The organism is Exiguobacterium sp. EA-TM-5 (genome assembly GCF_053878415.1).
Window position 1 is genome coordinate 2,395,159 of record NZ_CM132670.1, and the last position, 26,095, is coordinate 2,421,253.

General features: G+C 45.7%; 27 protein-coding genes. 8 read left to right on the plus strand and 19 right to left on the minus strand.

What is annotated here, in order from left to right; genetic code table 11:
- Nucleotides 1–3: 3 nt before the first annotated feature.
- From ACV3PA_RS12695 to ACV3PA_RS12705, 3 genes are read right to left on the minus strand one after another with little or no spacing between them, the layout of a single operon-like run.
- On the minus strand, nucleotides 4–666 hold the full coding sequence (locus tag ACV3PA_RS12695; protein ID WP_053453016.1) for a 3-oxoacid CoA-transferase subunit B: 663 nt from the start codon (nucleotides 664–666) through the stop codon (nucleotides 4–6).
- Nucleotides 667–679: 13 nt separating this feature from the next.
- Nucleotides 680–1,381: a CoA transferase subunit A gene (locus ACV3PA_RS12700; protein ID WP_456125002.1), complete on the minus strand. Its 702-nt coding sequence runs from the start codon at nucleotides 1,379–1,381 to the stop codon at nucleotides 680–682.
- Nucleotides 1,382–1,405: 24 nt separating this feature from the next.
- The gene (locus tag ACV3PA_RS12705; protein ID WP_456125003.1) at nucleotides 1,406–2,845 is read right to left on the minus strand and encodes a GntP family permease; all 1,440 of its coding nucleotides are present in this window, start codon (nucleotides 2,843–2,845) and stop codon (nucleotides 1,406–1,408) included.
- A gap of 242 nt (nucleotides 2,846–3,087) precedes the next feature.
- On the opposite strand from ACV3PA_RS12705, the gene ACV3PA_RS12710 reads away from it, so the two are divergent.
- Genes ACV3PA_RS12710 through ACV3PA_RS12720 form a run of 3 tightly spaced genes read left to right on the plus strand, consistent with a single transcriptional unit; the run spans nucleotide 3,088 to nucleotide 4,844 of the window.
- Nucleotides 3,088–4,203 (plus strand): GGDEF domain-containing protein, encoded by a 1,116-nt coding sequence (locus ACV3PA_RS12710; protein WP_456125004.1) that lies wholly within the window; start codon nucleotides 3,088–3,090, stop codon nucleotides 4,201–4,203.
- 55 nt (nucleotides 4,204–4,258) lie between these two features.
- The gene (locus tag ACV3PA_RS12715; protein ID WP_023467823.1) at nucleotides 4,259–4,426 is read left to right on the plus strand and encodes a hypothetical protein; all 168 of its coding nucleotides are present in this window, start codon (nucleotides 4,259–4,261) and stop codon (nucleotides 4,424–4,426) included.
- A 13-nt stretch (nucleotides 4,427–4,439) separates the two neighbouring features.
- A complete protein-coding gene (locus tag ACV3PA_RS12720) occupies nucleotides 4,440–4,844 on the plus strand; it encodes a DUF350 domain-containing protein (protein ID WP_456125005.1) in 405 nt (134 codons plus the stop codon).
- A 528-nt stretch (nucleotides 4,845–5,372) separates the two neighbouring features.
- On the opposite strand, the gene ACV3PA_RS12725 is transcribed toward ACV3PA_RS12720, so the two are convergent.
- Nucleotides 5,373–6,032, minus strand: a complete 660-nt coding sequence (locus ACV3PA_RS12725; protein WP_456125006.1) for a hypothetical protein — start codon at nucleotides 6,030–6,032, stop codon at nucleotides 5,373–5,375.
- A gap of 830 nt (nucleotides 6,033–6,862) precedes the next feature.
- On the opposite strand from ACV3PA_RS12725, the gene ACV3PA_RS12730 reads away from it, so the two are divergent.
- The gene (locus tag ACV3PA_RS12730) at nucleotides 6,863–6,985 is read left to right on the plus strand and encodes a hypothetical protein (protein ID WP_268760711.1); all 123 of its coding nucleotides are present in this window, start codon (nucleotides 6,863–6,865) and stop codon (nucleotides 6,983–6,985) included.
- Between the two features lie 936 nt (nucleotides 6,986–7,921).
- Here the strand turns inward: ACV3PA_RS12730 and ACV3PA_RS12735 are convergent.
- The 6 genes from ACV3PA_RS12735 to trhA all read right to left on the minus strand — a co-directional run bounded on the left by ACV3PA_RS12735 (nucleotide 7,922) and on the right by trhA (nucleotide 13,146).
- Nucleotides 7,922–8,500, minus strand: a complete 579-nt coding sequence (locus ACV3PA_RS12735) for an ABC transporter permease (RefSeq protein ID WP_456125007.1) — start codon at nucleotides 8,498–8,500, stop codon at nucleotides 7,922–7,924.
- A gap of 127 nt (nucleotides 8,501–8,627) precedes the next feature.
- Nucleotides 8,628–9,200: an ATP-binding cassette domain-containing protein gene (locus tag ACV3PA_RS12740; protein ID WP_456125008.1), complete on the minus strand. Its 573-nt coding sequence runs from the start codon at nucleotides 9,198–9,200 to the stop codon at nucleotides 8,628–8,630.
- A 426-nt stretch (nucleotides 9,201–9,626) separates the two neighbouring features.
- Entirely contained in the window at nucleotides 9,627–9,887 is a 261-nt protein-coding gene (locus ACV3PA_RS12745) for a hypothetical protein (protein ID WP_053453006.1), read from the minus strand.
- A 21-nt stretch (nucleotides 9,888–9,908) separates the two neighbouring features.
- Nucleotides 9,909–10,607 carry a ribose-5-phosphate isomerase RpiA gene (gene rpiA / locus ACV3PA_RS12750; RefSeq protein ID WP_053453005.1) on the minus strand — a complete coding sequence of 233 codons (699 nt, stop codon included), beginning with the start codon at nucleotides 10,605–10,607 and terminating at the stop codon, nucleotides 9,909–9,911.
- A gap of 43 nt (nucleotides 10,608–10,650) precedes the next feature.
- Nucleotides 10,651–12,375 (minus strand): M3 family oligoendopeptidase, encoded by a 1,725-nt coding sequence (locus tag ACV3PA_RS12755; RefSeq protein ID WP_456125009.1) that lies wholly within the window; start codon nucleotides 12,373–12,375, stop codon nucleotides 10,651–10,653.
- Between the two features lie 123 nt (nucleotides 12,376–12,498).
- Nucleotides 12,499–13,146: a PAQR family membrane homeostasis protein TrhA gene (trhA, locus tag ACV3PA_RS12760; RefSeq protein ID WP_053453003.1), complete on the minus strand. Its 648-nt coding sequence runs from the start codon at nucleotides 13,144–13,146 to the stop codon at nucleotides 12,499–12,501.
- A 112-nt stretch (nucleotides 13,147–13,258) separates the two neighbouring features.
- On the opposite strand from trhA, the gene ACV3PA_RS12765 reads away from it, so the two are divergent.
- Nucleotides 13,259–13,774 (plus strand): DUF1836 domain-containing protein, encoded by a 516-nt coding sequence (locus ACV3PA_RS12765; RefSeq protein WP_456125010.1) that lies wholly within the window; start codon nucleotides 13,259–13,261, stop codon nucleotides 13,772–13,774.
- Nucleotides 13,775–13,828: 54 nt separating this feature from the next.
- Nucleotides 13,829–14,794 (plus strand): DUF4003 family protein, encoded by a 966-nt coding sequence (locus tag ACV3PA_RS12770; RefSeq protein WP_456125011.1) that lies wholly within the window; start codon nucleotides 13,829–13,831, stop codon nucleotides 14,792–14,794.
- Nucleotides 14,795–14,869: 75 nt separating this feature from the next.
- On the opposite strand, the gene ACV3PA_RS12775 is transcribed toward ACV3PA_RS12770, so the two are convergent.
- The 4 genes from ACV3PA_RS12775 to ACV3PA_RS12790 form a co-directional block, all read right to left on the minus strand.
- Nucleotides 14,870–15,145, minus strand: coding sequence for a hypothetical protein (locus tag ACV3PA_RS12775; RefSeq protein ID WP_053453000.1), 276 nt, complete (start codon nucleotides 15,143–15,145; stop codon nucleotides 14,870–14,872).
- 61 nt (nucleotides 15,146–15,206) lie between these two features.
- Complete coding sequence (locus ACV3PA_RS12780) at nucleotides 15,207–16,964, minus strand: EAL domain-containing protein (protein WP_456125012.1); 1,758 nt, start codon at nucleotides 16,962–16,964, stop codon at nucleotides 15,207–15,209.
- A gap of 32 nt (nucleotides 16,965–16,996) precedes the next feature.
- The gene (locus ACV3PA_RS12785) at nucleotides 16,997–18,631 is read right to left on the minus strand and encodes an ATP-binding protein (protein WP_235504850.1); all 1,635 of its coding nucleotides are present in this window, start codon (nucleotides 18,629–18,631) and stop codon (nucleotides 16,997–16,999) included.
- 83 nt (nucleotides 18,632–18,714) lie between these two features.
- A complete protein-coding gene (locus tag ACV3PA_RS12790) occupies nucleotides 18,715–19,146 on the minus strand; it encodes a YaiI/YqxD family protein (RefSeq protein ID WP_456125013.1) in 432 nt (143 codons plus the stop codon).
- Between the two features lie 124 nt (nucleotides 19,147–19,270).
- Between ACV3PA_RS12790 and ACV3PA_RS12795 the strand changes: the two genes are divergently transcribed.
- Both ACV3PA_RS12795 and ACV3PA_RS12800 read left to right on the plus strand, forming a co-directional pair.
- Nucleotides 19,271–21,016, plus strand: coding sequence for an ABC transporter ATP-binding protein (locus ACV3PA_RS12795; RefSeq protein WP_152910961.1), 1,746 nt, complete (start codon nucleotides 19,271–19,273; stop codon nucleotides 21,014–21,016).
- Nucleotides 21,013–21,894: an NAD(P)-dependent oxidoreductase gene (locus tag ACV3PA_RS12800; RefSeq protein WP_456125014.1), complete on the plus strand. Its 882-nt coding sequence runs from the start codon at nucleotides 21,013–21,015 to the stop codon at nucleotides 21,892–21,894. The genes ACV3PA_RS12795 and ACV3PA_RS12800 overlap by 4 nt, the downstream gene beginning before the upstream one ends.
- A gap of 40 nt (nucleotides 21,895–21,934) precedes the next feature.
- On the opposite strand, the gene ACV3PA_RS12805 is transcribed toward ACV3PA_RS12800, so the two are convergent.
- The 5 genes from ACV3PA_RS12805 to ACV3PA_RS12825 form a co-directional block, all read right to left on the minus strand.
- Nucleotides 21,935–22,570, minus strand: a complete 636-nt coding sequence (locus ACV3PA_RS12805) for a DUF975 family protein (protein ID WP_053452996.1) — start codon at nucleotides 22,568–22,570, stop codon at nucleotides 21,935–21,937.
- A 187-nt stretch (nucleotides 22,571–22,757) separates the two neighbouring features.
- A complete protein-coding gene (locus ACV3PA_RS12810) occupies nucleotides 22,758–23,420 on the minus strand; it encodes a copper homeostasis protein CutC (protein ID WP_053452995.1) in 663 nt (220 codons plus the stop codon).
- A gap of 25 nt (nucleotides 23,421–23,445) precedes the next feature.
- The gene (locus ACV3PA_RS12815; protein ID WP_053452994.1) at nucleotides 23,446–24,210 is read right to left on the minus strand and encodes a DeoR/GlpR family DNA-binding transcription regulator; all 765 of its coding nucleotides are present in this window, start codon (nucleotides 24,208–24,210) and stop codon (nucleotides 23,446–23,448) included.
- Between the two features lie 187 nt (nucleotides 24,211–24,397).
- Nucleotides 24,398–25,012 carry a glycerol-3-phosphate 1-O-acyltransferase PlsY gene (gene plsY, locus ACV3PA_RS12820; RefSeq protein WP_456125015.1) on the minus strand — a complete coding sequence of 205 codons (615 nt, stop codon included), beginning with the start codon at nucleotides 25,010–25,012 and terminating at the stop codon, nucleotides 24,398–24,400.
- Nucleotides 25,013–25,029: 17 nt separating this feature from the next.
- Nucleotides 25,030–26,064, minus strand: coding sequence for a M15 family metallopeptidase (locus ACV3PA_RS12825; RefSeq protein ID WP_456125016.1), 1,035 nt, complete (start codon nucleotides 26,062–26,064; stop codon nucleotides 25,030–25,032).
- Nucleotides 26,065–26,095 lie beyond the last annotated feature (31 nt).

The following is a 26,095-nucleotide window of genomic DNA, read 5'->3' on the forward strand; positions in this document are numbered from 1 at the left end:
GTTTCACTCCCCTACCGTCACACGCTCGAGTTCCGGACTGACCGTGAACCGTGCTTCCGTGACTTGTTTGACGTCCTCGACCGTTTGACCATTCAGCGTCTCGATCAAGACCATCCCGTCCGGTGTGAAATCAAAGACGGCCCGGTCCGTGATGAGACGGTTGACGACGGTGCGTCCTGTCAACGGCAAGGTACACGCCTGTTTGACTTTTGATTCACCGTGTTTGTTGACATGTTCCATGATGATGACGACGCGTTTTGCTCCGTTGACGAGGTCCATCGCCCCACCCATTCCTTTGACCATCTTCCCTGGAATCATCCAGTTCGCGAGATCACCGTTCTGATCGACTTCCATCCCGCCGAGAATCGCGAGATCGATATGCCCGCCGCGAATCATTGCGAACGACTCAGCACTATCGAAGTAAGAAGCTCCTGATTGTGCCGTTACCGTCTCTTTGCCGGCATTGATCTCGTCGGCATCGACTTCATGATCGAGTGGATACGGTCCGATCCCAAGCAAGCCATTTTCAGATTGCAACATGACATGCATGTCGTCCGGAATCGCATTGGCGATCAATGTCGGAATCCCGATTCCGAGGTTAACGTACATCCCGTCTTCAATTTCCTGAAGTGCGCGTTCAATGATGATATCTCGTGTCGTTTTCATATCGATCTCCTCCTCAAGCTTCCCGGACAGTCCGGCGTTCGATGCGTTTTTCATAATCCGTCCCGACGACGATACGCTGGACGTAAACAGCAGGTGTATGGATCTCGTTCGGATCCAGTTTGCCAACTTCGACGAGTTCTTCGACTTCGACGATCGTTACCTTTCCCGCTGTTGCGACAATCGGATTAAAGTTGCGTGACGTCTTTCGGAAGACGAGATTCCCGAGACGATCTGCTTTCCAGGCTTTGACGATCGCAAAATCACCGACGATCCCTTCTTCGAGCAGATACGTTTTTCCGTCGAACTCCTTTTGTTCTTTTCCTTCGGCAACCGGTGTCCCGACGCCAGTCGGTGTATAAAAACCAGGAATGCCAGCACCACCGGCCCGGATTCGTTCCGCAAGCGTACCTTGGGGAACGAGATCGACTTCAATCTCGCCACTGAGGTACTGTTGTTCGAACGTCTTGTTTTCTCCGACGTACGACGAGATCATCTTCTTAATTTGTCGCGTCTGCAAGAGTAGACCGAGTCCAAAATCATCGACGCCACAGTTGTTACTGACGACCGTCAAATCCTTGACGCCCTTCTCTTGTAGCGCCGTGATTGATTTTTCTGGGATTCCGCAGAGTCCGAAGCCCCCTACGACTAGCGTCGCCCCGTCAAAGATGTCTGCTGTCGCTTCCGAGAATGATGCATATACTTTCCCCTGTTTCATCTGATGATGCCCCCTTTGAAGTCTTTAATACAAACCAGTTAAGCTATACAATCCAATCATCAAGAAGACCGTCACTGTCTTGAGGATCGTGATCATGAAGATATCTTTATAAGACTGACGGTGCGTGAGTCTCGTGACCGCTAGCAACGTGATGACGGCACCGTTATGCGGTAACGTATCCATTCCGCCGGACGCCATCGAGATGACGCGGTGCATGACTTCTGGCGGCACACCACCTGACGTGATTGCCTGCGTATATTTATCAGACATCGCACTTAACGCGATCCCCATCCCGCCGGATGCTGAACCAGTAACACCAGCAAGCGTCGTCGTCGTGACTGCTCCGTTGACGAGCGGATTCGTGAATGTTTCCGAGATCCCGCTTGAGACGGACTTGAATCCTGGAAGTGCGGCGATGACACCACCGAAGCCATACTCAGCACCGGTATTCATGACGGCTAAGAGTGCGCCGCCGATACTGACGTTTAGACCCGCTTGGAAGTTCGTCTTGATCTTCGGGAAGTCATACAGCATCGCTGCGAGAATTCCGATCAACAATGCCATTTGGACGGACCAGATGGCAAGAACAGCTGGTGTCTCAATCTTTCCGAATGCTTCTAGACCGATTGCTGAGAAGTCGAACCCTTCTGGATACCATTTCGGAATCGACAGGGTGAAGACTTTGTTCATGACAGCAACGAGGACGAGTGGGACGAAAGCTAGGACTTGACGATAGACCGGTTGACGATCCGTTTCGAGCGTCATTTCCGGTTCGTTCTTCAATTCCATCTGTGGTGCGGCACTCGCAGCCGTCGCTTCGAATCCAGCATAGCCTTCACCCGCTTGATGGGCATTTTTCTTGCGTGACTCGAGATACCACATCCCGACGACTAAGATGAATAACCCACCGACTGAACCCATGATTGGGGCAGCGTAGATATCTGTTTTAAAGAACGTCGTAGGAATGACGTTTTGAATCTGTGGTGTTCCTGGTAACGCGTCCATCGTGAACGTGAACGCACCAAGGGCAATCGTTCCTGGAATGAGACGTTTCGGGATATTCGCTTCACGGAACAGGTTTGCCGCGAACGGATAAACAGCGAAGACGACAACGAATAAGCTGACACCGCTATATGTAAGAATGGCGCCAAGTAAGACGATAGCGAGGATGGCGCGTTTTGCACCAATCATCCGGATGATCGTTTTCGCGATTGATTCCGCGATACCGGACATCTCGACGACTTTCCCGAAAATCGCTCCGAGTAGGAAGACCGGGAAGTACGCTTTAATGAACCCGACCATCTTTTCCATGAAGATATTCGAGAAGAAGGGTAATACCCAGTCCGGGTTCGTCAGTAAGACGGCGAATAAGGCACAAATCGGTGCAAATAGGATGACCGAAAAACCACGATAGGCAACGAACATCAATAAGGATAAGGCAAGAAGAATGATGACTAGTTCCATAAATAGATCTCCTTCAATTTTTAGTAAGCGCTTTCAATATCGCTTCTTCCTCATTTAACAATGTCGTGTCTAGTAAGGTCAATTAAAATCGCAATATCTATAAGTACAGATTATAGAATGCATAATTTCACATTATAGACACATTTCATGACTAGAGAATATTTTTTTAGAAAACAGGAGATTTTCCTTTTGTGGCGTATCTATTTTAAATAACGCTTATTTTTTGAAAGGATGGACGATTTATGAAAAGCATCCTTTTTGACGTCTTGCATAACGTGACGCTATTAATGGCTGGTTTCTATCTCCTTGGGAAATTATCTCCACTACCGATTACCCGAGAATCTCCGCGTATGACCCGCGTGTATTATGGTCTTGCCTTAAGCGTCATCTCATTACTACTCATGCAGATGACGATCGAAGCGGCTCCAGGTGTCATGGTCGATTTACGCCATATTCCAGTCATCGTCGCCGCCTACTTCGGTGGTGCTATCCCGACGACGATCGTAACAATCGCGATCATCATCTATCGATTCAGTTTAGGAACGAACTTAGCTGCTTTTACCGCATTCGGTTTCATCGTTGCCATTGCGCTCGGGACGAGCTTGATTGTGCGCGAGATGCCGCCATACGCGAAACGGACGTTTACACTCGTAACAATCTATGCGACTGCTTTGCACGCTCTCGTCTTATGGATCGTCTTGCCGAAACAAATCCTTTTACTTGAGGTGATGTCGGTCGTCGTGCCTGCATCGTTCGTCAGCAGTTGGCTCGCCCTACTGATCATCCGTGATATTCGGTTAACGAAACAATCTTTACGGATGCTCCATCAAAAAGCACAACTCGACTTTCTGACAGGTCTGAATAATTCACGTGCCTTCAACGAGTACTTTACGGATGTCAAACAACGATTGATCCTAAAGAAACAATCAGTCGTATTATTGACGATTGACATCGATCATTTTAAGCATGTCAACGATACGTATGGACATGAATCAGGTGACGAGGTGTTGCGACAGTTTGCTTCGCGACTGCGAGACGGTGTCGCCGAGAGTGGATACTTATCACGTAATGGCGGTGAAGAATTTTCGGTCCTGTTTGAAGGCATACCGCTTACTGAAGTGCTTCCATTAGCAGAGCAATTGCGCGAACGCATCGCCACTAGCCCCTTCCAATTAGCTACGACGGATCTATCGCTCACGGCATCGTTTGGTATAGCTGCGTATGATGAGACGACGTATCAGATTGAACTCCTCCTGCCGGATGCCGACGCAGCACTCTATCAGGCCAAACAGCAAGGACGGAATCAAGTCGTCTTGTTTTCTCCTAATGCGGAATCTGCCGTTAGCTTTCAAGAATAACGATGGACGTCACTACGGAAATCCGCTACCTTTAAAGAAGAGGTAGGTGATTGGCATGAAGTTAGCAAAAGGTCCCTATATCCTGATCGGCCTCATTTTAGGTCTCTTGTTCGGATTCATTGGTGACAACTTCTATTTGTATGTATCAGCAGGTATTCTTGTCGGAGCACTGCTCGAGTTATATGTTGCATACGAACAACGCAAGAAAAATAAAAAATCATGATGGAGGTACCAGCATGACATTCAGTGATCTATTCCTTTCGACACTCTCGTATATCGGTGTCGCAACTGTACTCCTTGCGATTGGTGTCGTCCTATTCGAAGTGACGACGAAATCAAAGGAGTTCGAACTCATTCGTAACGGGAAGAAAGCGGCCGTCTACGCCTTCGGTGGACGTATTCTTGGTCTTGCCATCGTCCTCTATTCGAGTATCTCGAACTCCGTCAGCATTCTCGATATGGTGTTGTGGGGTGCACTCGCGATCGTCTTACAAATCGTCTTGTTCTATCTCGCGGATTTACTAATCCCACGTTTGAGCATGACGAAAGAGATTGATGCGAACAACGAAGCAGTCGGCTTGCTGCTTCTCTTCTTATCGATTTCGATCGGTTTGATCATTGCAGGATCGCTTACATATTAAGACGCGGTAAAACAGCCCTGGATCATTAGGATCTAGGGCTGTTTAGATTATAAATTGTTTCATTCATTTTATAGGTTCTAGCTTCATGAGGTCGCATCCTAACTGTGTCATTCAATACGTTTTGTAAGGCTGTGTTTCGAATATCTATAGACAATAGAAGTGCCACATTTTCATTCGAATGATTCAAGACGATCACAAAGTTAACTTCGCCGTGATGACGTTCATACGTATGGATAACAGGTTGGATGGCATAAATCATTTCATTCCACATGAGTGTGCTAATTGTCTCCTCATAAAAGAGTGTTTTTACCGTCGGTCAGCAGAAAGTTCCATTGAAAAAGAAAAAGAGAGGAAGATGATCAGGTTTAATCCCATCATCTTCCTCCTTTCGTTTAGTTTAATCAAAAGATATCCTCTCTTTTGAGTCAAACCTCTTATCTAAAATCTGGATTGACTGAGAGATTAGATTTTTAAATGTTATTTATTCTTCTTCAAAAACAATATAATTATCTGGTTTATATATTTTACTTATTGAGAAAACATGCCAGTATAAATTACATTAGCAGGCAAAATCCCAGTAAATCGTAAATATACACCTTTACCTTTATTCGTTTTATAAAACATAGCAGCAGAACCACCCAAAATAACTACCGCACTTGCAGCTACAGCTTTTACAATAGCTGTAGGAGCTGAGAACCAAGGCGACCAAATAGATACAAGTGCAGCTGTACCAGATCCACCAGTCAAAGCCTGAGCTGTAGTATTTGTTAAATTGTCATTTAAATACACTTTATACCCCCACCAGTGAACTTCAAGAGTATTTTTACCTTTACTACTAGCTTTTGCCGATACATTTTGATCTAAAAACTGAACATGATTATCAACTATAGCTATGCTGTCACGTTCTTCTGCTGTAAGTTCATTTAATAAAGCATTTTTATCAGCAATCTCTGCATTAACTTTAGCAAACTCATCTTCACCAATTTTAGTGATTAGACCCTCAGCATCTTCAATCACAAAATTATTATCTTTAAAAACTATAAAATTATCCACTAAATCAATCGTTTTTTGATTTAGCTCATTTATATTTGATGGTGAATCATCTGCACTTACGTTGTTTCCACCTGCAGTAAAACTACTGAAAACTAACAAGATAGACAACAACAGGAAAAATCCTTTAAATTTCAACTAAAACCCCTCCTATTAAAATTTGGATATGATTCTACTAAATGTAGTGTTAGAAACAATAAGTTGATAATGGTTCTGTAAAACCTATTTACTTACAGTATTTTTACCATATTTGTTTTCCATAACGTAAAATACAAAAAATATTATAAGAATAACAAATGGAGCTGTACTGTACTTCATCATCTCAAAGTATGGTAAAATTAGAGATAGAAGTATCAGAAGTGTTGCTACCAATCGAATGGTAATAAGGTTTTTTTGATATTTCTTATTTTCCAATTTAAACCCTCCTTTTCTTGATATAACCATAACATAGTGTTTAATCTAATGAAACCGGTTGGCTATTAATCATATTGATTTCTTCATCAACCACGTTATGCCATCTGTGTTAATAAAAATCTTTTAAACGGCTTGAGCTCTGTATTTTAACGGAGCTAAGCCGTTTTATCGTTAGTGATATAGCTCTCCATTGTAGAAGTGAATATACTTTAAATTCGTGCAGAAGTTCGTTAAAATCTTCAAACTTATGTAGACAATAGCGTTGATCTTTTGCGCTCTTTAAAAGGACTCAACGAATCATTTTAAATACATTTACTAACATGAGACAGTCTTTATACCTGCCACGCGAATCACATGACAAACAGTATAAAACAGGAAATATAACATCGTATTAATAGTCCTTTATTCATATACACACCTTAAATATCAACATGATTATTTCCATTTTCATACTATACACTACATATTCCATGTGTATGATTCTTTTCGAATAAAAAGTCACAACATAATATGACGTATCACCATTTCAACTAAATATATGCAAGGAGAAACGAATGAAAATTAAGCCGCAAAAATTAAATGATATTGAAACCAATCAATACATCCCGATCAAATGTACTATCTCTTTTCCTGAAGCCTATTATGCCGATATTTTAGGCGATATGGATGAAACATAACTACAGTTCATTTCGAAAAAATTGCAAATCAATACGTTGTACTTCTACACGAGATTTCATTATTTTATCGAGGAAAATGTCACAAGGTACTGCCAAGGTCAAGGATTACCTATCCATTGGCTAGGTGAAGGAGATAGCTATAAATTCACTAGAATAGATATTGATAGCATTCAAAAATTTAAAAAATGTTTTTACTTAATCGATATAATCACTGAACGCATGGACGATGTCACTTTATTTTCGGTAAACGATCATCTAGAGGTTCCGAGTGAAGAATCGATGATTACATATGGTAGATTCTTTATATCGGATAACATTAAAGAGGAACGTATTACATTACTTATTTCAGAAGATGTGCATGGCACGTTTCGCTTGATGTCTAATGATCCGATGTATACTCCGAAATCCTTACAGGAAACGTTAGGCGAACTTGTTTTCTTTGTGTAGAAAACTACTCAATCTTTCAAATATGCCTACGTACTTTTGGAAGTTCATATTTATAAGACTCAGCTAATGCTAAGACAACTACGACTACACGATTTTTTATTATCTTTCATGTTTAATAATTGAAAGCAACTCAAGCTATTTCTGAGTTCTAAATAGATAACATATTTGTGAAAATTCAGCACTTATTTAAGTAATACAAAAAAAGAACGTAATTAATAAGAAAAGGTATAACATTGTATGAATACACTGTATAAATTCTAATTTCGATAATGCATCAAAATATTTCAAATAAAAAAGTTGAATTTATATATTTTCAAATCGAATACGAAAGTCGAATTTAATTCAAGTGAAAAACATCAATCGTTTTTATATACCGTTCTGAATAACATAAACGATAAGTAAGCCAAAGAGCGTTCCCATAATTGTTAATAGTACTTTTTTCATCATTATTCCTCCTAGCAATACATATAATCCGTGATGTACAGGTTTTTAATCTTTTAATGTTCTCTTTTGGTAGATCATGAAGACTAAAGCACTGGATAATATACCAGCCATCAAAATAACGATCAGATTAATGGATAGCGAAGAGAAAGAGGCACCATTCTCAACCTTTTTAGCTAGCTCTAAAAGTTGTAAGTTCGGCAAATAATCGACAATCGAAAGTAACGGATATTTATCAGAAACCTGCTGGAGCAACGTTCCGAATCCGAATAAAAACATGACAGGTAATACAGCGACAGAAGCTTCCATCACAGAAGAAGTCATCAACCCTAAAAGCGTTCCTAAAGCAAGATAGAACAAACAAGAGACGAGAAGTCCAATTATTATGATGAAAGGATGTGACGGAGCATAACCCGTAATGACGGCACTAACGACTATGGTGAAGAGTGTGATCAGAGCAGTCAATATACTTTTGCCACCTAGAATCTCTAGAGTGGAGGCAGGTGACAGCATCAAACTACGCAACGTGTTCTTCTCTTTTTCTTCTGCGATCAATGTACATTGAACGAATGCTGCTACTGAAGAGAATGTCAAATTGATGACGGTGTAGTGAATTTCTAACGTCACTCGCCAATATTCTTATAGACAATTGCCATCAAGATAGGAACCAATAGTGTCGTACCTACAAATACGTTTCTTGACACGTCTTTTACATCCTTCTGAAAAATGGCCATTGTACGATTGATTGAAAAGATCATCTGAGTTCACTCCCTGTTACTTTTACGAACACGTCCTCTAGAGTCGGTTCGTTAGAATGGATAGATACAACCTGATTAGTACGTAACATTTCATAGATATGGCGAGCATCTTTTTCATTCGATTCGAAAACGTGTTCTAGGCCGTCTAATGATTCGATTGTCAACGTCTGATCAGCAAAACGCTGTTTGATCGATTTTGGTGATCCTAACAACTGGATATGACCACGATTTAGGAAGGCGACACGATCGCAAAGGGTGTCCGCTTCTACCATATCGTGAGTCGTTAAAAAAATCGTCGCACCGTCTCGATTCATATCTCTAAGAGCAGAATAGATGGCTTGCGTGTTGACAGGATCTAACGCAGAAGTAGGTTCATCTAAGAATAAGATTTCGGGTTGATGTAAAAAAGTTCGAGCGAGCAGTACCCGTTGTTTCATCCCTTTCGACAGTAAGGCAACTTTCTTATTCTGCTCATCACCTAAATTGACTAACTCCAGTGCACGATGAATATGGTTTTCAGAGACAGAAAAATTTTTGCAAAATAGTTTTAAATTGTCTTTTACAGTCAAGCGATCTGGGTAATATTAGAACTAATCGCCAATTACTTTCCTGGAGAAACAGAAAACGTGAGTTTTTCGAGTATTGTTGTTTTATCTTTCTGATCTATGTAATTAAGCTCATCCACAAATAGAGTCACACTAGTTCCCCCTCCTTGGATGAATTATCCATTGAAAATATACATCCACCTTATCATGTTTTTTACAAAATGTAGGTTATAAAACATGAATGATGGAATAGCGAATTAAATATTAAATAATTTAGAAATGAATTTCCGTATAGTAGTCGCATCCGATTTTCTTATTAACGTTTGAATTCACAAATATAGCGCAGAAGACACAAAAACGGCTTAAGTCCGTATAAAGAACGAACTTAAGCCGTTTAAAGAATCATTAAGTTATCTGGTTTATTAGTAAAGAAATATTTTATTAATATTATTATTTTTCAAGCTCTTCCAGCTCTTTACGCGAACGCGGAAAACCATTCGCTTGCCACTCAGCTCGATAGATGGAATCGAGTTTCGTCAATCCGACCTCATCCGGATCCTTCGCAGCATCTGGACTCGGATCCTGATCAAGATGTGCTAAATAGTCACGTAACGCATCCGTCTGGGTGCCCTGATCCCGCTTCCTTAACAGGAGTAGACTTGTCCCCGCAATGATACCGGCACCGAACAAATACCGTTTTTTTAAGCCCATACGGTTTCCTTCTTTCTTCCCTTAAACCAACCCACCGCCGTCACGCAGTCGAGGATGCGCGATGCGTTTGACCTTTCCCTCTTCGACCGTCAGAACATGATCGGGTTGACGCTCGAAGTAACCGGTCTCAAGCACCCCAGACCAGCTCTTGACTTCTTTTGCGAACAATCGGACGTCCGAGACAGCTGATAAATCAACATCCAAAATCATGTGCCCTCCATCCGTAACAAAGGGACGGTCGTCTTTCACGCGTAGTGTTGCTGAGACATGCTTATCACACAACCGCTCGAGCACATACGGTAAGGCAAACGAATCGAGTTCAACCGGTAACGGTCCACTTAAATGATGAACGAACTTCGAAGAATCGGTCAGATAGAGTAATTCGCGACTCATCAGTGCGACGATTTTTTCGCGAAATAACGCACCGCCGCCGCCTTTGATCGTTTGGAACTGACCGTCGATTTGGTCGATTCCGTCAATCGTCACATCGATTTCCATTCCCTCTTCCAGATCGATCAACGGAATCTGTAAACGTTCAGCAAGCTCTACCGTCGCAAGCGATGTCGCTACGCCTTGAATCTGTAGTCCCGCCTGTACGAGTGGACCAAGCGCCTCGATGAACCGTTCCGTCGTTGAACCGGTCCCAAGCCCCACTATCATTCCATCCTTCACATAAGCCAGTGCTGCTTCGGCGACTAATTGTTTCTCCTGTTCATACATCCGCATCCCTCCTCACTGATTCTGTTCCCGTTTCGATTCGTCTTCAATCGACTGGGAGAGATGATTCCGTCAAAGTAAGGTACTGCTCAATCGCCTCTACAAGTGGTTCTTGTGCCTCAATCCAAAAGGCAACGGAGGTCGGATCGGCGTTGAGATGACGTTTAACGATTTCATCGATTGTCGCTTGTCCCGAATCGTGCATGACCGCTTCAAAGACTGTCGAAAATTGACTTGAATCCGCTTGAACCGTTTGATACAGGCTATTACTGAGCAGATAACCGATCGTGTAGGGAATATTGTAGAAGGCAAGATTCGGATTGAACAAGTGACTGATGTACATCCACTTATAACGCGCTGGTTCAGGTAAGACTGGACCGTAGGCTAAGCGTTCTTCGTCTTGTAGAAGTTCACTTAACCGGTCGGCACTGACCGTACCTTGCTGACGTTCTGCGTAAAACCGTTGCTCGAAACGGAACATCCCGGGAACGATGCTAGCATACTTCAGCCCTTCCCGGATCTTGACCTCTAGGAGAGCGAGCACTTCCTCCCGTTTCGTCGTCTCTTTGATCGCCGCATCGAGAACGAGATTTTCCATGAACGTCGAAGCCGTCTCCGCGATGCTCGTTCCTTTGACTTGATTTAAATACGGTTCGTCTTGCAGTAAATAATTATGATAGGCATGACCAAATTCGTGCGCGAGCGTCGCGACGTCCGGATAACTGTCGCGATACGTCATGAAAATTCGACTCTCTTTTGCAATCGGGAATGCAGCACAGAATCCACCTTCTGCTTTTCCGGGACGATTCTCTGCATCGACCCATCCCTTACTAAACACTTTTTCAGCAAAAGCACCGAGTTTTGGATTCAACTGTTTGAATTGTTTCGTGACGATTGTCTGTGCCGTCTCAAACGGAACATGCCGCGCGGAGCGATACGTATTCGTCTCAAAATCATGCCATTCGCCCGTTGCCCGCTCCGCCTGGGCAATCTTGCGAGCGTAATAGGCTTGGAAAAGTTGCCGGTGATGTTCGAGTGCGTCCATCATTGCTTGTAAGCTCGCTTCCGTGATCCGGTTCTGCTCGAGCAACTCGGTTAATGGTTGCTCCCAGTCACGCATCTTATACGACTGTAGTCTGAAGCCAGCAATCCGGTTCAGAATCGTCGCAAACAGGTCAGCTTCTTCTGCACACGCGGCGTCTACTACTTTTGCTGCCGCTTGACGCGCTAAGCGGTCGGACGCAAACATCGCTTCGTGTAGCCCTTGACCAATCGTGACTTGTTTTCCGTCTAAGTCAACGCGTAATGCCATGAAGCGCTGTTTGTAAAGCTGCCCCCAGCCTTGGAATCCGTCAACACCAAGATCTTGTAACAATTGTTCCTGAACAAGCGGTGCACGACGCGACTGGATATCGCGACGTTCATTCAAGAAAAAGGTATACGGTGAATCAGCAACAAACGTTTCCCAGTCTTCTTGTGATACCGCTGCAATCTGCGTATCAAGCTCTGCTGCCAAACTACGAACTGTTGCTTGAACGACTTCGATTTCTTCGAGCAACACGTGGACCTCCGATCGTGTAACGTCCTCTGCGTATAAGCAGTAAATGAAGTCACTCCATTCCTCGACGTCTCGCGCGACTTGCTGGTAGCGTTCGACTTGTTCCGTTAATGTAACCGGACGTTTTGTCAACGCCGCTTGTATCGAAGCGATTCCCGCTTTGACGTCATCGATTGTATATAGTTCTTCTAGCTGCCATCGTGTCTGTTGCATTCTATTTCCCCCTATGCGTGATCTATTCGTTCTTTCATTCGTGAGAACATTCGACTTCTCCTGTTTTTTCCATCTTTCATTAAAAAACCTCCTTCGGTCATTGACCAAAGGAGGACATTGTCATCATAAAACGAAGAAGTAGACACAGAGGAAGTGTGCTAGACTTCCGAGAAGAACGAAAATATGGAAAATCTCATGGAATCCAAGATGTTTGAACGATAGAACACGCGGCTTCAGACCATAGATGATGCCACCGATCGTATAGAAGATACCACCAAGGAACAATAAACCGATACCAAGTGGCGAGAGGACTTGTGCGAGTGGCGTAATCGCAAACACCATGATCCAGCCCATTCCGATGTAAAGCGTCGTCGATAACCAGCGTGGACTGTTGAACCAGACCAATTTAAACGTGATTCCGGAAACGGCAATCAACATGACGATGCTGAACAAGACCCAACCGGTCGGACCATTCAGACTGACGAGACAAAACGGTGCATACGATCCAGCAATCAATAGATAAATCATCGAGTGATCCAACCGACGCCAGATCGCAATCGCCCGGTCGCTGGCAAGCACCATATGATACGTCGCCGAGACGGCATAGAGCGCCATCATACTGACCCCAAAAATAATCGCTGCGACGATTGCGAGCGACGCCCCTCGTTCTAACGATGCTTTGATGACGAGTGCGAGTAACCCGACAAAAGCAAAAACTGCCCCTCCAAGATGCGTTAGTCCATTGATTGGTTCTCTCATATAAGCTTTCACTGTTGTTCCTCCCCTGATATGTAGTTTCGAATACTACATGGCGTTATATACATATTCTATCATATGATGGAGAAGTAGAAAGTCCTATTTTAACGATTTTGGAGGTTTTTTTATGGCACGTTCTGACGACACGAGATACGATCGTCAATTACAGCTCGAAGATATACCGAATATCGATCTCTATATGGATCAAGTCATCCAACTGTTCGAGCGGACATTCGAGGACACAACACGCAATGCGGATGAGACGATTTTGACGAAGACGATGATCAACAACTATGCTAAAAAGAAATTATTCTTTCCGGTGACGAATAAAAAGTATACGAAAGAGCATTTGATCCTGATCAGCTTGATTTATCAGCTGAAAAGTTCGTTTTCAATCAATGATATCAAGACGATTCTTGCGCCCTTAAACGAAGGGATCGAACAAGACCAACTCAACCTCGCAGACTTTTACCGGAATTACCTTGAGCTGACCGAACAAAATACAGCCCGCTTCGTAACGGAACAAGAGGCTTTGACTGCTTCAACGACTGACCCACTAGAGCAGATTCTCGCTCTGGCTCATATAAGTAATCTGTACCGACGAGCGGCGGAACAGTTGATTGATACCCATCTGAAAAAATGAGAGAACGGTTTCACTGCGTGATACACTAGAAGAAAAGGCAGAGGAGGAACGGTCATGGAATTAGCGACGATTTTCTTGCGACATTTGGATGACATCGGACCAGAACTGAGAACGTACCAGGATGGTATTTTGATTGAACTGGCATTCGACCGAACGATTGGAACAGAGCAGGTCCCTGCAAGTGTGTTGCTTGAAACAGCCGATGATTTAACGGCACGGCTACGCACACAAACTACTCAGGCACTGCTACTCGCTTCGAAAATCCATGCGTTTGACGCCCATGCACCGAGCCGCATCGCTGAAATGATGTCGATTCACGGCTATTTTAAATCTCACCGTTTATCACATCCCTTAAATGCCTACTCCACCGCCCTATTTATTAGCCGCCTTTCTCCGCAAGACGTGTTACTCGAACGGACGGTTCAACTATATGCACTTCTTAAGAAACAGCATCGTTTTATCGTGACGCCTTTACTTACCTCTTTCGTTTTCTTTCATGCTACGACACGCGGTGATTTAGCTGACTTAGCCTCCCGCATCGAAACGGTCTACCAACGACTGAAACGACGGTTCGGTCGAGCGCAACAGACATACGTCGTCGCCTTGTTATTCGCTTTACTACCAGAGGACGATTGGGATCGCTATATCGCTCAGCTGGAGTCGTCTAAAAAGCTGCATCGCAAACATCACGTTCCTTTATCGTTTCATGGCATGCTCGCTTTACTAGGCGACCCGAGCGAACACGCTACATCACTCCAACGGATGGCAGAGACGTTACGTCCTGATCTGCACTTTAAATATCGAAAAGATTTAATCTATTTGACAGCCATCCGGTTGTACTTGAGTCAACAAACGATCCTGCAGCAACTCTTCCCGTCCTCCATCCTACCACCGGATGGCGCCGACACGATTCCCTTCTTACTCTTCCCAGTCGATTTAACTGATACATCTCATGCGACGGATGGTGGAATCGACGGTGGATTTGATGGCGGAGGGGATGGCGGTGGTGGTGGCGAGTAATTTTCAAGAACACCACACAAAAAGAGCAATCGCGGTTTGGCATTTCCACCGAACCGCGATTGCTCTTTGTATTGGTCATTCCTTATCTTGCTGATTCTCTTCATCAGATGGCTCGACATCGCCGTCTTCATCTGAAGCATGCGATAAATCAGGCGCTTCTTCACTTGAAGCTTTACCATCTGGTTGTTCTGTTTTCTCAGCATCGTGGTCTTGATGCTTCGATTCTTTTTCATCCTTCGATTTCTCCGGTACATCCGTATGGTTCTGCGGATCACGTCCAGCAATCTCATCCTTCGTCATGCGGTTCCCAGAAGTAATCGGATCCGTTTCTTTTTCGTGTTGATCAGCCATTCGGCATCCCCCTTAAAATGTACTTGTTCCACATTTTAAGGTATTCCCGACTATCGTCCCGTTAAACCTCTGTTCGTCCCCGCGCGATGTCTTCGACGAGTAAGGATTCGACCGGCTGTGGATGATGGACCTCGTACCCTTGCACATATAATGATTCATCGAGTGATTGAATGTGTTGCAGTTGAGACGGTGTTTCGACTTCTTGAATGACTAACGCGATGTTTAGAGCAGACGTTAAAGATTGAACTGACCGAATCATCGAGCGCTCCAATTGATTCTGAACGAGACGCCGCGTAAAGATCGGATCGAGTTTGACCGCCTGGACAGGTAAACGCAACAACGAGTTGAGTGACGCGTAATGACTGCCGAAATGATCAACGGTCAGACGATAGCCCGCTTGACGCAGTTGTTCCAAGCGTTTGATGGCAAAACGACGACGTGTTTGCAATACTTCTTCTCGGATTTCAAGAATGAGTCGTTCTTCTGGAAAATAAGACTCTTCCGTTAATCGAAGTAACTCTGCAAACAGTTGATCTGACTCGAACTGACTCGCTGATAGATTGACGGCAACCGAAATCTTCCGACCAAACGTTTCCTCTAGCCGACGTTGATCTAGAATGGCCTGACAAATCGTAAAACGACCAATGTCAGGGAAAATATCCATCTTCTCGGCAATCGGAATGAAATCCGTTGGACTAACGAAACCAAGTACTGGGTGATTCCAACGTAGTAATGCTTCAACGGCAACGAAACGTTCTTGTTTCGCATCCACGATCCACTGGTAGTAGAGTTCGAACTGCCCGCGTTCAAGGGCATGGGATAATTCGGTCTCGAGAACGGATGCAAAGGGATGTTGTTCCGCGCTTCGATCCGGATTAACGAACGATGTCCGATGCTTGCCGTCATGTTTGACTTGTTGCATCAAGGCTTCCGCCGCATAAATCTGCGTCTGACGACTCGTCATGTCACCGGTCAAGAGACTGACACCAGATGATGCCGTCACATGAATCGGTTCGTCTGCGATACCAACGATTGGTTTCTCGATCGCTTCCGTAATCATACGGGCATAATCTATTGCATGCTGTTCAAATTCCTGTTCCTGCTCAAGTGCTGCTAGAACAACGAACTCATTACCATCCATCCGTCCAACAACATGATTCGGTAACGGCACATACTTCAAGCGGCTCGCGATTTCCCGTAATACTTCATTCCCTACCCGATAACCATGCGTAGCATTGATCGCATGAAAACGGTCGAGATTCAAGACCATCAAGAAAGCTGGATGAATCGTCACACTGGAAATCAAGCGATTCATATAGCGTTCGTTATAGACATCCGTTAAAGCATCTTTGATGACATACGTTTCGACATTGATTGATTTACTAATGATGTCAGCATACCGTTCCACAAGTGCAATATCCTGCTCCTTGAAGTCGAATGGTTGGTCGTCAAAAGCGCACAATGTTCCGATTTTTTCATTCTCAGCATTCTTGATTGCCACTCCCATGAAACTCCCGTTCCCCAGTGCTTTGGTAACCGGATGATTGACCGTCAACGGATCATTCAGCAATTCGCTGATTGACACCTTTCCATCCGTTTCATCGACGACTAGCTTACAGAGGACGTGTTGGAAGACATGGGTCGATCCTTCTTCGATCAACTGTCGCTCTTGATTGATTGCCTTGACGACAAAGTTACTATATGAATCATTTAATGCAAAAAACAACGTGTTGACGCCAATCCGTTCACTAAGCTTTTCCAGAATCTCTTCGACGAGCGGATGGAGCGCTTCGTAGCGGATATGTGCGTTATTCTTCACCGCGTCTTCCCCCTTTCTTGTTCTGTCGTCGATCATTCGTCAACTGGAAGTTGAATGATGAAGGTACTACCTTCTCCTTCTGTTGATTGAACGGAGATTGCTCCTCCATGATCAAGGACGATCATTCGACAAATCGCGAGCCCTAAGCCGGTCCCACCGATTTTACGTGTATCCGAATTGTCGGCTCGGTAAAACTTATCAAAGATATACGGGAGTGCCTTTTCTGGTATCCCAAGTCCTTCATCGGAAATTTCAATCCGCAGCATGTCAGATTGAATCATACCTTTGATTCGAATCGCACCGCCTTCGGGTGAGTATTTAATCGCGTTCATGATCAAGTTCGTAAACAGTTGCTTCATTTTTTCATTGCTTGCAGGAATCGTATAGGAACCGGGCTCGAACTGCACACTGATCCGATGCGCCCGACTTGCGAGATCAAACATCGGTTTCATCTCGAACATCAGCTGCTTCAGATCGAGCGGCTCTTTTTGTGTGCCATGCGTCGAGTCCTCACCTTTTTGAATTTCTAAGATATCATTGATTAATTCCGCCAACCGGACCGTTTCCGAGTGAATCGTCTGGAGATAACGTTGCTGACGCTTCGGATCCACTTCTCGTTTCATCAGTAGCTCTGTAAAGCCCATGATCGAAGAGAGGGGTGTCCGTAACTCGTGTGATACGATCGAAACGAACTCTGCCTGCTTGAGGTCGAGTTCTTTATCCTTCGTCACGTCACGTAAGACGAGCATCATTCCCCATTCGACGTTTGCAATCGCAATCCGTTCAGCGTAGGCACTCAGCAATAAGTTCCCCCGAAATGCGGAAAGTTCGATCGTTTCTCCTGGTATATCCCCGTTCATCAGTTGACCGATGTAGTCATGAAGCGCTTCTGGCTGATCGACGTGTTCGAACAATGATGTTGCCCGTTCATAAGCATGCCGGAATCCTTGCGCTTGATTGACGAGTTTTGGAGGAAACATGTTCAACAAGGCTTGGTTCGCATAAATCTGTTCGCCGCTACTCTCAATGTAGAGGACAGCTTCCCGAATCGAGTCAAGGAGCTGATACGTCTTGATTTTTTCATGCTCCATTTGATGGAACAACAGATGGCGTTCAAGTGTCATCCCGAGTTTTCGAGATAAATCTAGTAAGTCTCCGACTTGTTCGAGATTGAATTGAGGAAAAGCATGACGGATGTAGAGTAATCCGACGACTTGTCCATTACTTGGTGACTGGACTGGAATCGCGGACTCATACTGATCATCTACCGGCAACTGGACGGATTTACGCATGACGAACGCACGACGTAAGACCGAATATTGATCGAGGTCTTTTTCAATCAGCTCCATCTCATCGATGCCTTGTGCAACGAAATGATTCAACTGCTCGCGACGATACAAGAGAATCGCCCCCTCTTCGATCCCAAGGAGTTGTAACAAGATTGTGAGGACCGTCTCACAAGCCGCTTCGACATTTTGTGTCGCTAACGCTTCCATGATTTCATTGCGCTGCTTCAATTTTAATTCCACTTCCCGTAAATTCTGTTGCAAGCGGTCGATTTCACGTTGATCGAGTGTCGTGAGTGGTGCTTCAGCTGTTGCCGGAAGCGTCCCTTGGCGCAATCGGTATGGACGATCCTTCGAATGGTCGCGTAAAATTCGTTTCAACGTGTATCCTCCTTTCTGATATTATTCCTGTTTCAAATTATAGCATGGTCCCTATTCAATCGACAGTTCGAGTACTACATCACTCACATGCTTGTTTGCACTAATGCACGAAATGCCTCTTCAAAGGCTCGATCGGCGTCACGTGTCCGCTTTTTCGGACCCTTCGTCCGCCCACCTGCTCGCCGGATTTGTTGCCCGACATGACGCGTGTGAAGCAATAGATCGATATTATCGTTCGTGAACTGACGACCGTTTTGATCGATCGCAAGTCCTCCGCGTGCTAAGACAAGTGCTGCTAATCCATAATCTTGAGTGACGACGAGATCCCCGCGTTTCATCCGATTGACGATCGCATAGTCGACGGCATCCGGTCCTTGTCCGACTGTGATCGTCGCCGCTCCATCCCGCACCATTTGATGCGCTGTATCACACACTAAAAAGACGTCATGTCCCTGTCGGTGTCGAATGACGAGATCGACAACGGGACATCCGTCCGCATCTACGAAAATAGACATCTGAATCCTCCCTTATTGTTTCCACTATCAGTGTCACAAACAGAAAGATTTCTTGTCAAGTCGCGCTTCCCATTTGACCCTTCCTTCGTTCTTTCGGACAATGAAAGAGAGAGGATGTGTTGAAATGAACGCTGCGACGTTCCAATCTTTTTACCTGTTATTAAAAAAAACGAAACCCCCGGTCGGTTTATTATCCGCCGCAGTCTCCGTCTCCGTCATCCAAGCGCTAGCTGCACTCGCGATTCCTTGGTTCTTAAAAACATTAATCGACGGCTTTACGGTCGACCGACTGACACCGCAGTTGATCAGTCTGTTCGTGATCGTCTTCGTCGTCCAAGTCGTCGCGAACGCTCTGTCGATCTATTGGTTGCAGATTGTCGGTCAACGGATCGTCGCTAATTTACGGACGCTTCTATGGAAACATTTATTGACACTGTCGATTCCGTTCTACGATGAGACGAAGTCCGGTGAGCTCGTCTCACGACTTAATAGTGACGCGACGACGCTCCAACAATTGCTGTCGGAACAACTCGTTCGCCTACTGACGTCACTCGTTTCGATCATCGGTGCGATTACGATCTTATTCTTCCTCGACTGGCAGATGACACTTGTCATGGTCATCGCTGTGCCCGTGACGCTATTGATCATCATTCCACTCGTTCGGAAGCTGCATAAGATTTCTCGCGAGACGCAAAAAGAACTTGCTGGATTATCTGGCTTTTTTGCTGAGATGCTGGGTGAAGTCCGGCTCGTCAAATCACAAGCGACAGAAGACTATGAGCTGGGACGAGGAAAAACGCGGATTGAGAATTTGTACGGATACGGCGTCAAAGAAGGACGAATCCAAGCCCTTCTGTTACCAATCTTTAACGTCACCTTGACGACGATGTTGATTTTAATCATCGGCTTTGGTGCGTACCGGGTCGCGACGAACCAAATCACCGCTGGCGAACTCGTCGCCTTTTCGCTCTATTTGTTCCAAATCATGACGCCGCTCGTGACGATGACTGAATTCATCACGAAATTACAGAAGGCACGTGGGGCAACGGAGCGGATTATCGAACTCCTTGATGAGACACCAGAGTCACCAGGACAACTTGACGCACCTCGTCCCTTCACAGACGTCACCGTCGAACGGTTATCGTTCGGTTATAATGAAACACCCATCTTACAAGACGTCAGCTTTACGTTACCACGCGGTAAAACGACCGCCATCGTCGGTCCGAGTGGTTCCGGTAAAACAACGTTGTTTGCTTTGCTCGAACGCTTTTATCAACCGACGTCCGGGCAGATTCGACTTGGTCACCACCTGATTTCTGATTTGACATTGTCGTCTTGGCGTCAAGCGATTGGTTACGTCGCGCAGGACTCCCCCGTCTTATCCGGGACGATTCGCGATAATCTCGTCTACGGTCTTGCTGAAGATGTCAGTGAGGAACGGATTCGTGATGCTGCCCGTATGGCGAATGCCGATACGTTCATCGAAGAGTTTTCCGAAGGATATGAAACGGAGATTGGCGAACGAGGCGTCAAGTTGTCCGGTGGTCAACGCCAGCGGATTGCCATTGCACGTGCGCTCTTGCGCAATCCAGAAATACTATTACTGGATGAAGCAACGTCTAGTCTCGACTCAGAATCGGAACGTGTCGTTCAAGAAGCGCTGGAGCGCTTGATGGTCGGACGGACGACGTTCGTCATCGCCCATCGTCTTGCGACGGTCCGTCATGCCGATCAAATCATCGTCCTTGAAAGAGGTCGAATTTCTGGGATTGGGACACATGAGAGTCTTGTCGTCGACAATCCATTGTATAATAAGCTCGTAACGCAACAATTCATCGGCACGGAACGTGCAAGGGGGAATCACGTATGAAGACAGTCGGTTTCATCGGATTAGGTGTCATGGGACAAGGAATGGTCCGCAATCTGCGTAAGGCAGGTTTTGCAGTCAAAGGCTACAATCGTACGAAAGAGAAAGGACTTGTCCTCGAAGCGGATGGTGTCGAAATCGTCGACACGATTCAAGAGGTCGTCACGGATGTCGACGTCGTCATCTCGATCGTTGGTTATCCGCAGGACGTCGAACAGATTTACTTAGAGAATGGGATTCTCGATCATGCTGCACCTGGAACGATCGTGATAGATATGACGACATCAAGTCCTGCACTTGCTGAACGGATTGCGAAGGAAGCAACGACTCGTGGGTTACAGGCACTTGACGCACCCGTCACAGGCGGCGACCTCGGTGCGAAGAACGGAACACTTGCGATTCTCGTCGGTGGTGAAGAAGACGCTTTTACGCAAGCGAAGCCGTTGTTTGAAGCGATGGGCAAATCGATTTCGCTCTTCGGTGGTCCCGGTAAAGGACAATCGGCGAAACTCGCGAACCAAATCGCGATCGCCGGCTCGATGATTGGGACAGCGGAGATGCTACTGTTCGTCACGCGGTCCGGCATCGATCCGACGCAATTCATCGAGACGATCAAGTCCGGATCTGCTGGTAGCTGGAGTCTTGAAAACTTGATTCCACGTGTCATCGCTGAAAACTACTCACCTGGTTTCTTCGTTAAACATTTCATCAAGGATATGCGTCTTGCGCTCGAACGAGGAGCCGAGATGGGTATCGCGACACCTGGTCTCGCACTCGTCAAGGATTTATATGAAGAACTTGCTGAGATGGGACACGCTGATTCCGGCACACAAGCACTTTATCTCTTACTCGCCGAACGCTCACGTGCTTCGGTAGAATGAGCAAAAGCCTGTACATGACATCATGTACAGGCTTTTTCGTTCATCCTTCGACGGATGATTGACGGGTTGGTTTCAAGCGTTCATAGAAGTGTGCCATCGTCGTGTCGAAGTACGGCGTCAAGAAGATGACCCCGACCGTACTGAGTAGTGCGAGGATCCCCCAGCCGATGAAACTCAGGTAAAGCATGATCAATTCACGTTTGTGCCCTTTCATCATCCGGCGGCTCTCACCGAGGACTTGCCAAAACGACAATTCAGGTCGGTCGACCAGAATGTACGGTACGAGGCGATACGCTAAGTAAAAGTAGAGTGCCGGTAAGATCAAGAATGACCCGACATACACCAAAACCGTTACGATCGCATAAGCGGCAATCGTCCGGAAAGCACGACGAAACGACGAGAATCCTTCGAACAACGTTCCGATTCCTGCAGACTCTCCGCGTGTGAAGCGTAAGTAAGCAACCGTTCGACCGACTGTCACCGGAGCCAGGACGATCGTCACGACCATGTTCAGGGCGATGAAGCGCACCATACTATCAATGTCGTCTTGATCAAATGACATCCGACTCGCAGCGAGCGCAAAGATGAGGAAGTAGATGATTGAGATGCTTAATCCGACCAACCAACGTCCCTTTAATGAGCCGAGAGCGGCTTGTTTTAATTGTTTAGAATTCATGTCATACCCCTTCATTTCCACTATTTCCATCTTTGATTTTAGCCTAGTCTCGTTGAAAAACCTAGTTATCCTACTCTTCTTTCCACCTGCATCAAGCGAATCGTCGAAAATCCGTCACGAACATATACAAAAAAATCCATTTCTCTCACCTCGTAAGACAAGAAAAATGGACTGATTCATGACATGCTCAACCAAGCAGACGTGTTAATGCCTCGACACGCTCTTTCTGGATGACGCCGTCTTGCAAAACAGCTGAACCCACGTGTAGTTCAGATGCATTCGTTGCCTCAAGAAGAGCTTCTGCATTCTCAAGCGTAATCCCGGATCCCGGTAAGATGATCAAATCCGGATAGTCCTTGATCAATCGCGCAATCGTCTCTTTCCCTTCAAGTGCCGTCGCTTGACCACCTGATGTCAAAATCCGATCAACTTCTGGAAAATCAGCGAGCACTTCTGCTGCTTCGAGAATATCACGGCTACTGTCGATTGCCCGGTGGAACGTCAATGACAGTTCCCCTTTATGTTTGATGATCCGACCAAGGAATCCTTCGTCGACTCGTCCGTCAGCCGTTAAGGAACCGACGACAATCCCGGCAGCACCGAGTTCACGGATCAAGTCAATATCAGTGATGATCGTCTCTTCGTCGGCTTTCGAATAGACGAACGACTTACTATGCGGTCGAACGAGGACGTGAACTGGAATCTCAACCGTCGAGACGACTTGACGGATCAAACCATAACTCGGTGTCAATCCCCCTTCGGATAATGCGGAAACGAGCTCGATCCGGTCCGCTCCGGCTTGTTCTGCTGCGACCGCTTCTTCTACGGTCGATGCGATGATTTCTAACATGATACATCCCTCCCGCATCAGTGTATCATGAGACGACCATCCAGTTCACGCGTTCGTTGAACAGTTTCATCTCCCAAGATGGTGGATAAGAGGCTGGACTGAGAACAATTTTTGCACGACGGAACTCCGCCACCTTGTATTTTCGATTTCCTTGGAATTCGTCATTGGCTAAGAAGGCGTAGACATCTTTCGTGCAACTAATGACCGCTTTTTGGATGAGTGACGATTCGATATCATCACTGACGAAGCCTCGCTCAATCTCAGCACCATCAAACGATAGGAAACAGGCATCAAAAGCGTAAGCATCCAGTGCTTGCAATACTTCGACACCGACCGTCTGCCCGTAGGCATCGACCGTTCCGCCAAGTAGCCGAATCTCTCCCTTGAACGGTCCCGTCTTACGGCACTGCTCCAAGTGACTGGCAACTACTAGTGAGTTCGTGACGATCGTCGCGTTACCCGTCAGATAGGGCAAGAGATGCTCGACTGGCTCACCTCGTCCTAAAAAGATACAGGAATAATCACTGAGCCAGCCTTTTGCATAACGCGCTAAGCGGCGAGACAGTTGATCTGTCCGTCGCGAAATCGACGTCTCTCGCTTCCCGCCTTGATAAATCGCTCCCCCATATACGCGTTTTAGCTGACGTTCCCGTTCTAGCTCCTCTAAGTAGCGTCGTACCGTTTCTCCCGAGACATCGAGACGTTCGATCAAATCCTTCGTCATGACTTTTCCTTCCTCTTCCAGCCATTCCATGATGCGTGATTTCCGCTCTTCTCCTAACAACGACACGTGCGCTTCCCCCTTTACAGACAAGTTCTAGTTCTAGTGTATCGAATGTCTGTAAAGGTCTTGTAAATCAGGTGTAAATAAACGTGTAGTTCCTATGAAATGTCGTTGAATTCGTCCGTTATCCGACTTTTTCTAAACAAAAAGACGCCCTAACATCTCAATTTAGATGCTAGAGCGTCAAGAACGTTCATTCAGACGGTTTCTTTGCAAAGAGTGGAATCTTAGACTCTGTTCCTTGGCGAATCCGTCGGATATTATCGCGGTGCTTGAAGATGACGAACAAGGCAAGGACTGTAAAGAACGTTGGAACGATCCAGTCATTCGTCAAGACACCAATCGTGATCGACACGACGATTCCGATACTTGCTGCGACGATCGAACTGAGCGAAACCATCCGGCTCAGACGAAGCGTCGTCAAAAAGGAGACGAGCAGAAAAAGGAATAGGATCGGGCTCGTCACGAGCAACATTCCACCGGACGTTGCGACAGCTTTGCCACCTTTGAATTTCGCGAAGATCGGATAAATATGACCGACGACTGCTGCTAGTCCAGCAAACAATGGGTGAACATCTGCTGCCATCAAGATCGGTATGAGACTCGCGACAGCTCCTTTTCCAAGATCACCAATCAAGACGATGATTCCCGCCTTTTTCCCCAAGACACGGAACGTATTCGTCGTTCCGAGATTCCCGCTACCGTGTTGACGGATATCGATTCCATGTCCCCACTTCCCAACGAGTAGTGCGAACGGAATCGAACCAAGCAGATAGCCAAGAACCAAAATCCCTATGATTTCAATCATAGTTAACCTCCAACCTCTTAGTGACCGACTTTCATATATTCCTCAAGAGTCTGTCCGTTGTTTTTAATTTGTGTCGCGACGTCGACACCGACATAACGAATGTGCCATGGCTCATACGTGTATCCTGTCCGAGACTGGAATCCACGATCGTAGCGAACGATGAAGCCGAACTTCGCTGCGTTATTCGCGATCCATTTTCCTTCTTTCGTATCACCAAGAGCGGCTGTTAATCCATTACCTACGCTTGGTGACGAGATATCAAATGTCAGACCGGTCTGGTGTTCACTGTGACCTGGACGTGCGGAATACTGATCGGCAGCCGCCTTACCGTCACGTGCGACATAATTATTATACAATACTTTTTGACGTGCGCCGGAACGGAATCCGCTGACAGCATTTAAAGTCACGCCTTCTTTTTTCGCGGCAGCGAACATCTTTTCCATCTGTTTCGCAGCTGGAGCTCGCATGTAGCTTTGCTCAAGTACACCTGAGTAAGAGAAGCTGACGTTAGGTACGACGAGATCCGACGGTTTGTAGTCGATCGGCAAGCTGTACTTCTTGTTGACGACAACGAGCATCCCAAGTGATAGATCTGCTTTTGCGTCTGCTGATTTATCAACGTCCGGTGTCTCATCTTCTGGTTTTGATGGTTTTTCTTGCTCAGGATCCTGAGACGAACTATCCGGTTTATCCGTCGATTCATCCTTTTTGTCCTCTGTCTTGTTCTCAGAAGCTGGTGTCTCGTCTTTTTTCTCTGTCTCGTCCTTCGTCGCCTCATCCGAAGATCCTTGATCCTCTTGTGTCGTCTCATCGGATGATTTGTCCTCTTGTTTTGCATCTTCTGGCGCATCGTCTTTTGTTGTTTCATCTGTTTTGTTTGTTTCTTCTTTGTTCGTGTCTTTTGCTGTGTCTTCTTTTTTCGTTTCGTCGTTTGATTGTGTTGTCTCATCTGATTTCTGTTCAGTTTTCGTCGTATCATCCGCTTGTTGATCCCCAGGATTACATCCTGCAAGGAGAAGCGCTAATGTACTAACGGTTACGATTTTTTTCATGAGTAAGACCCCTCTTCTTTTTATGCTTCTC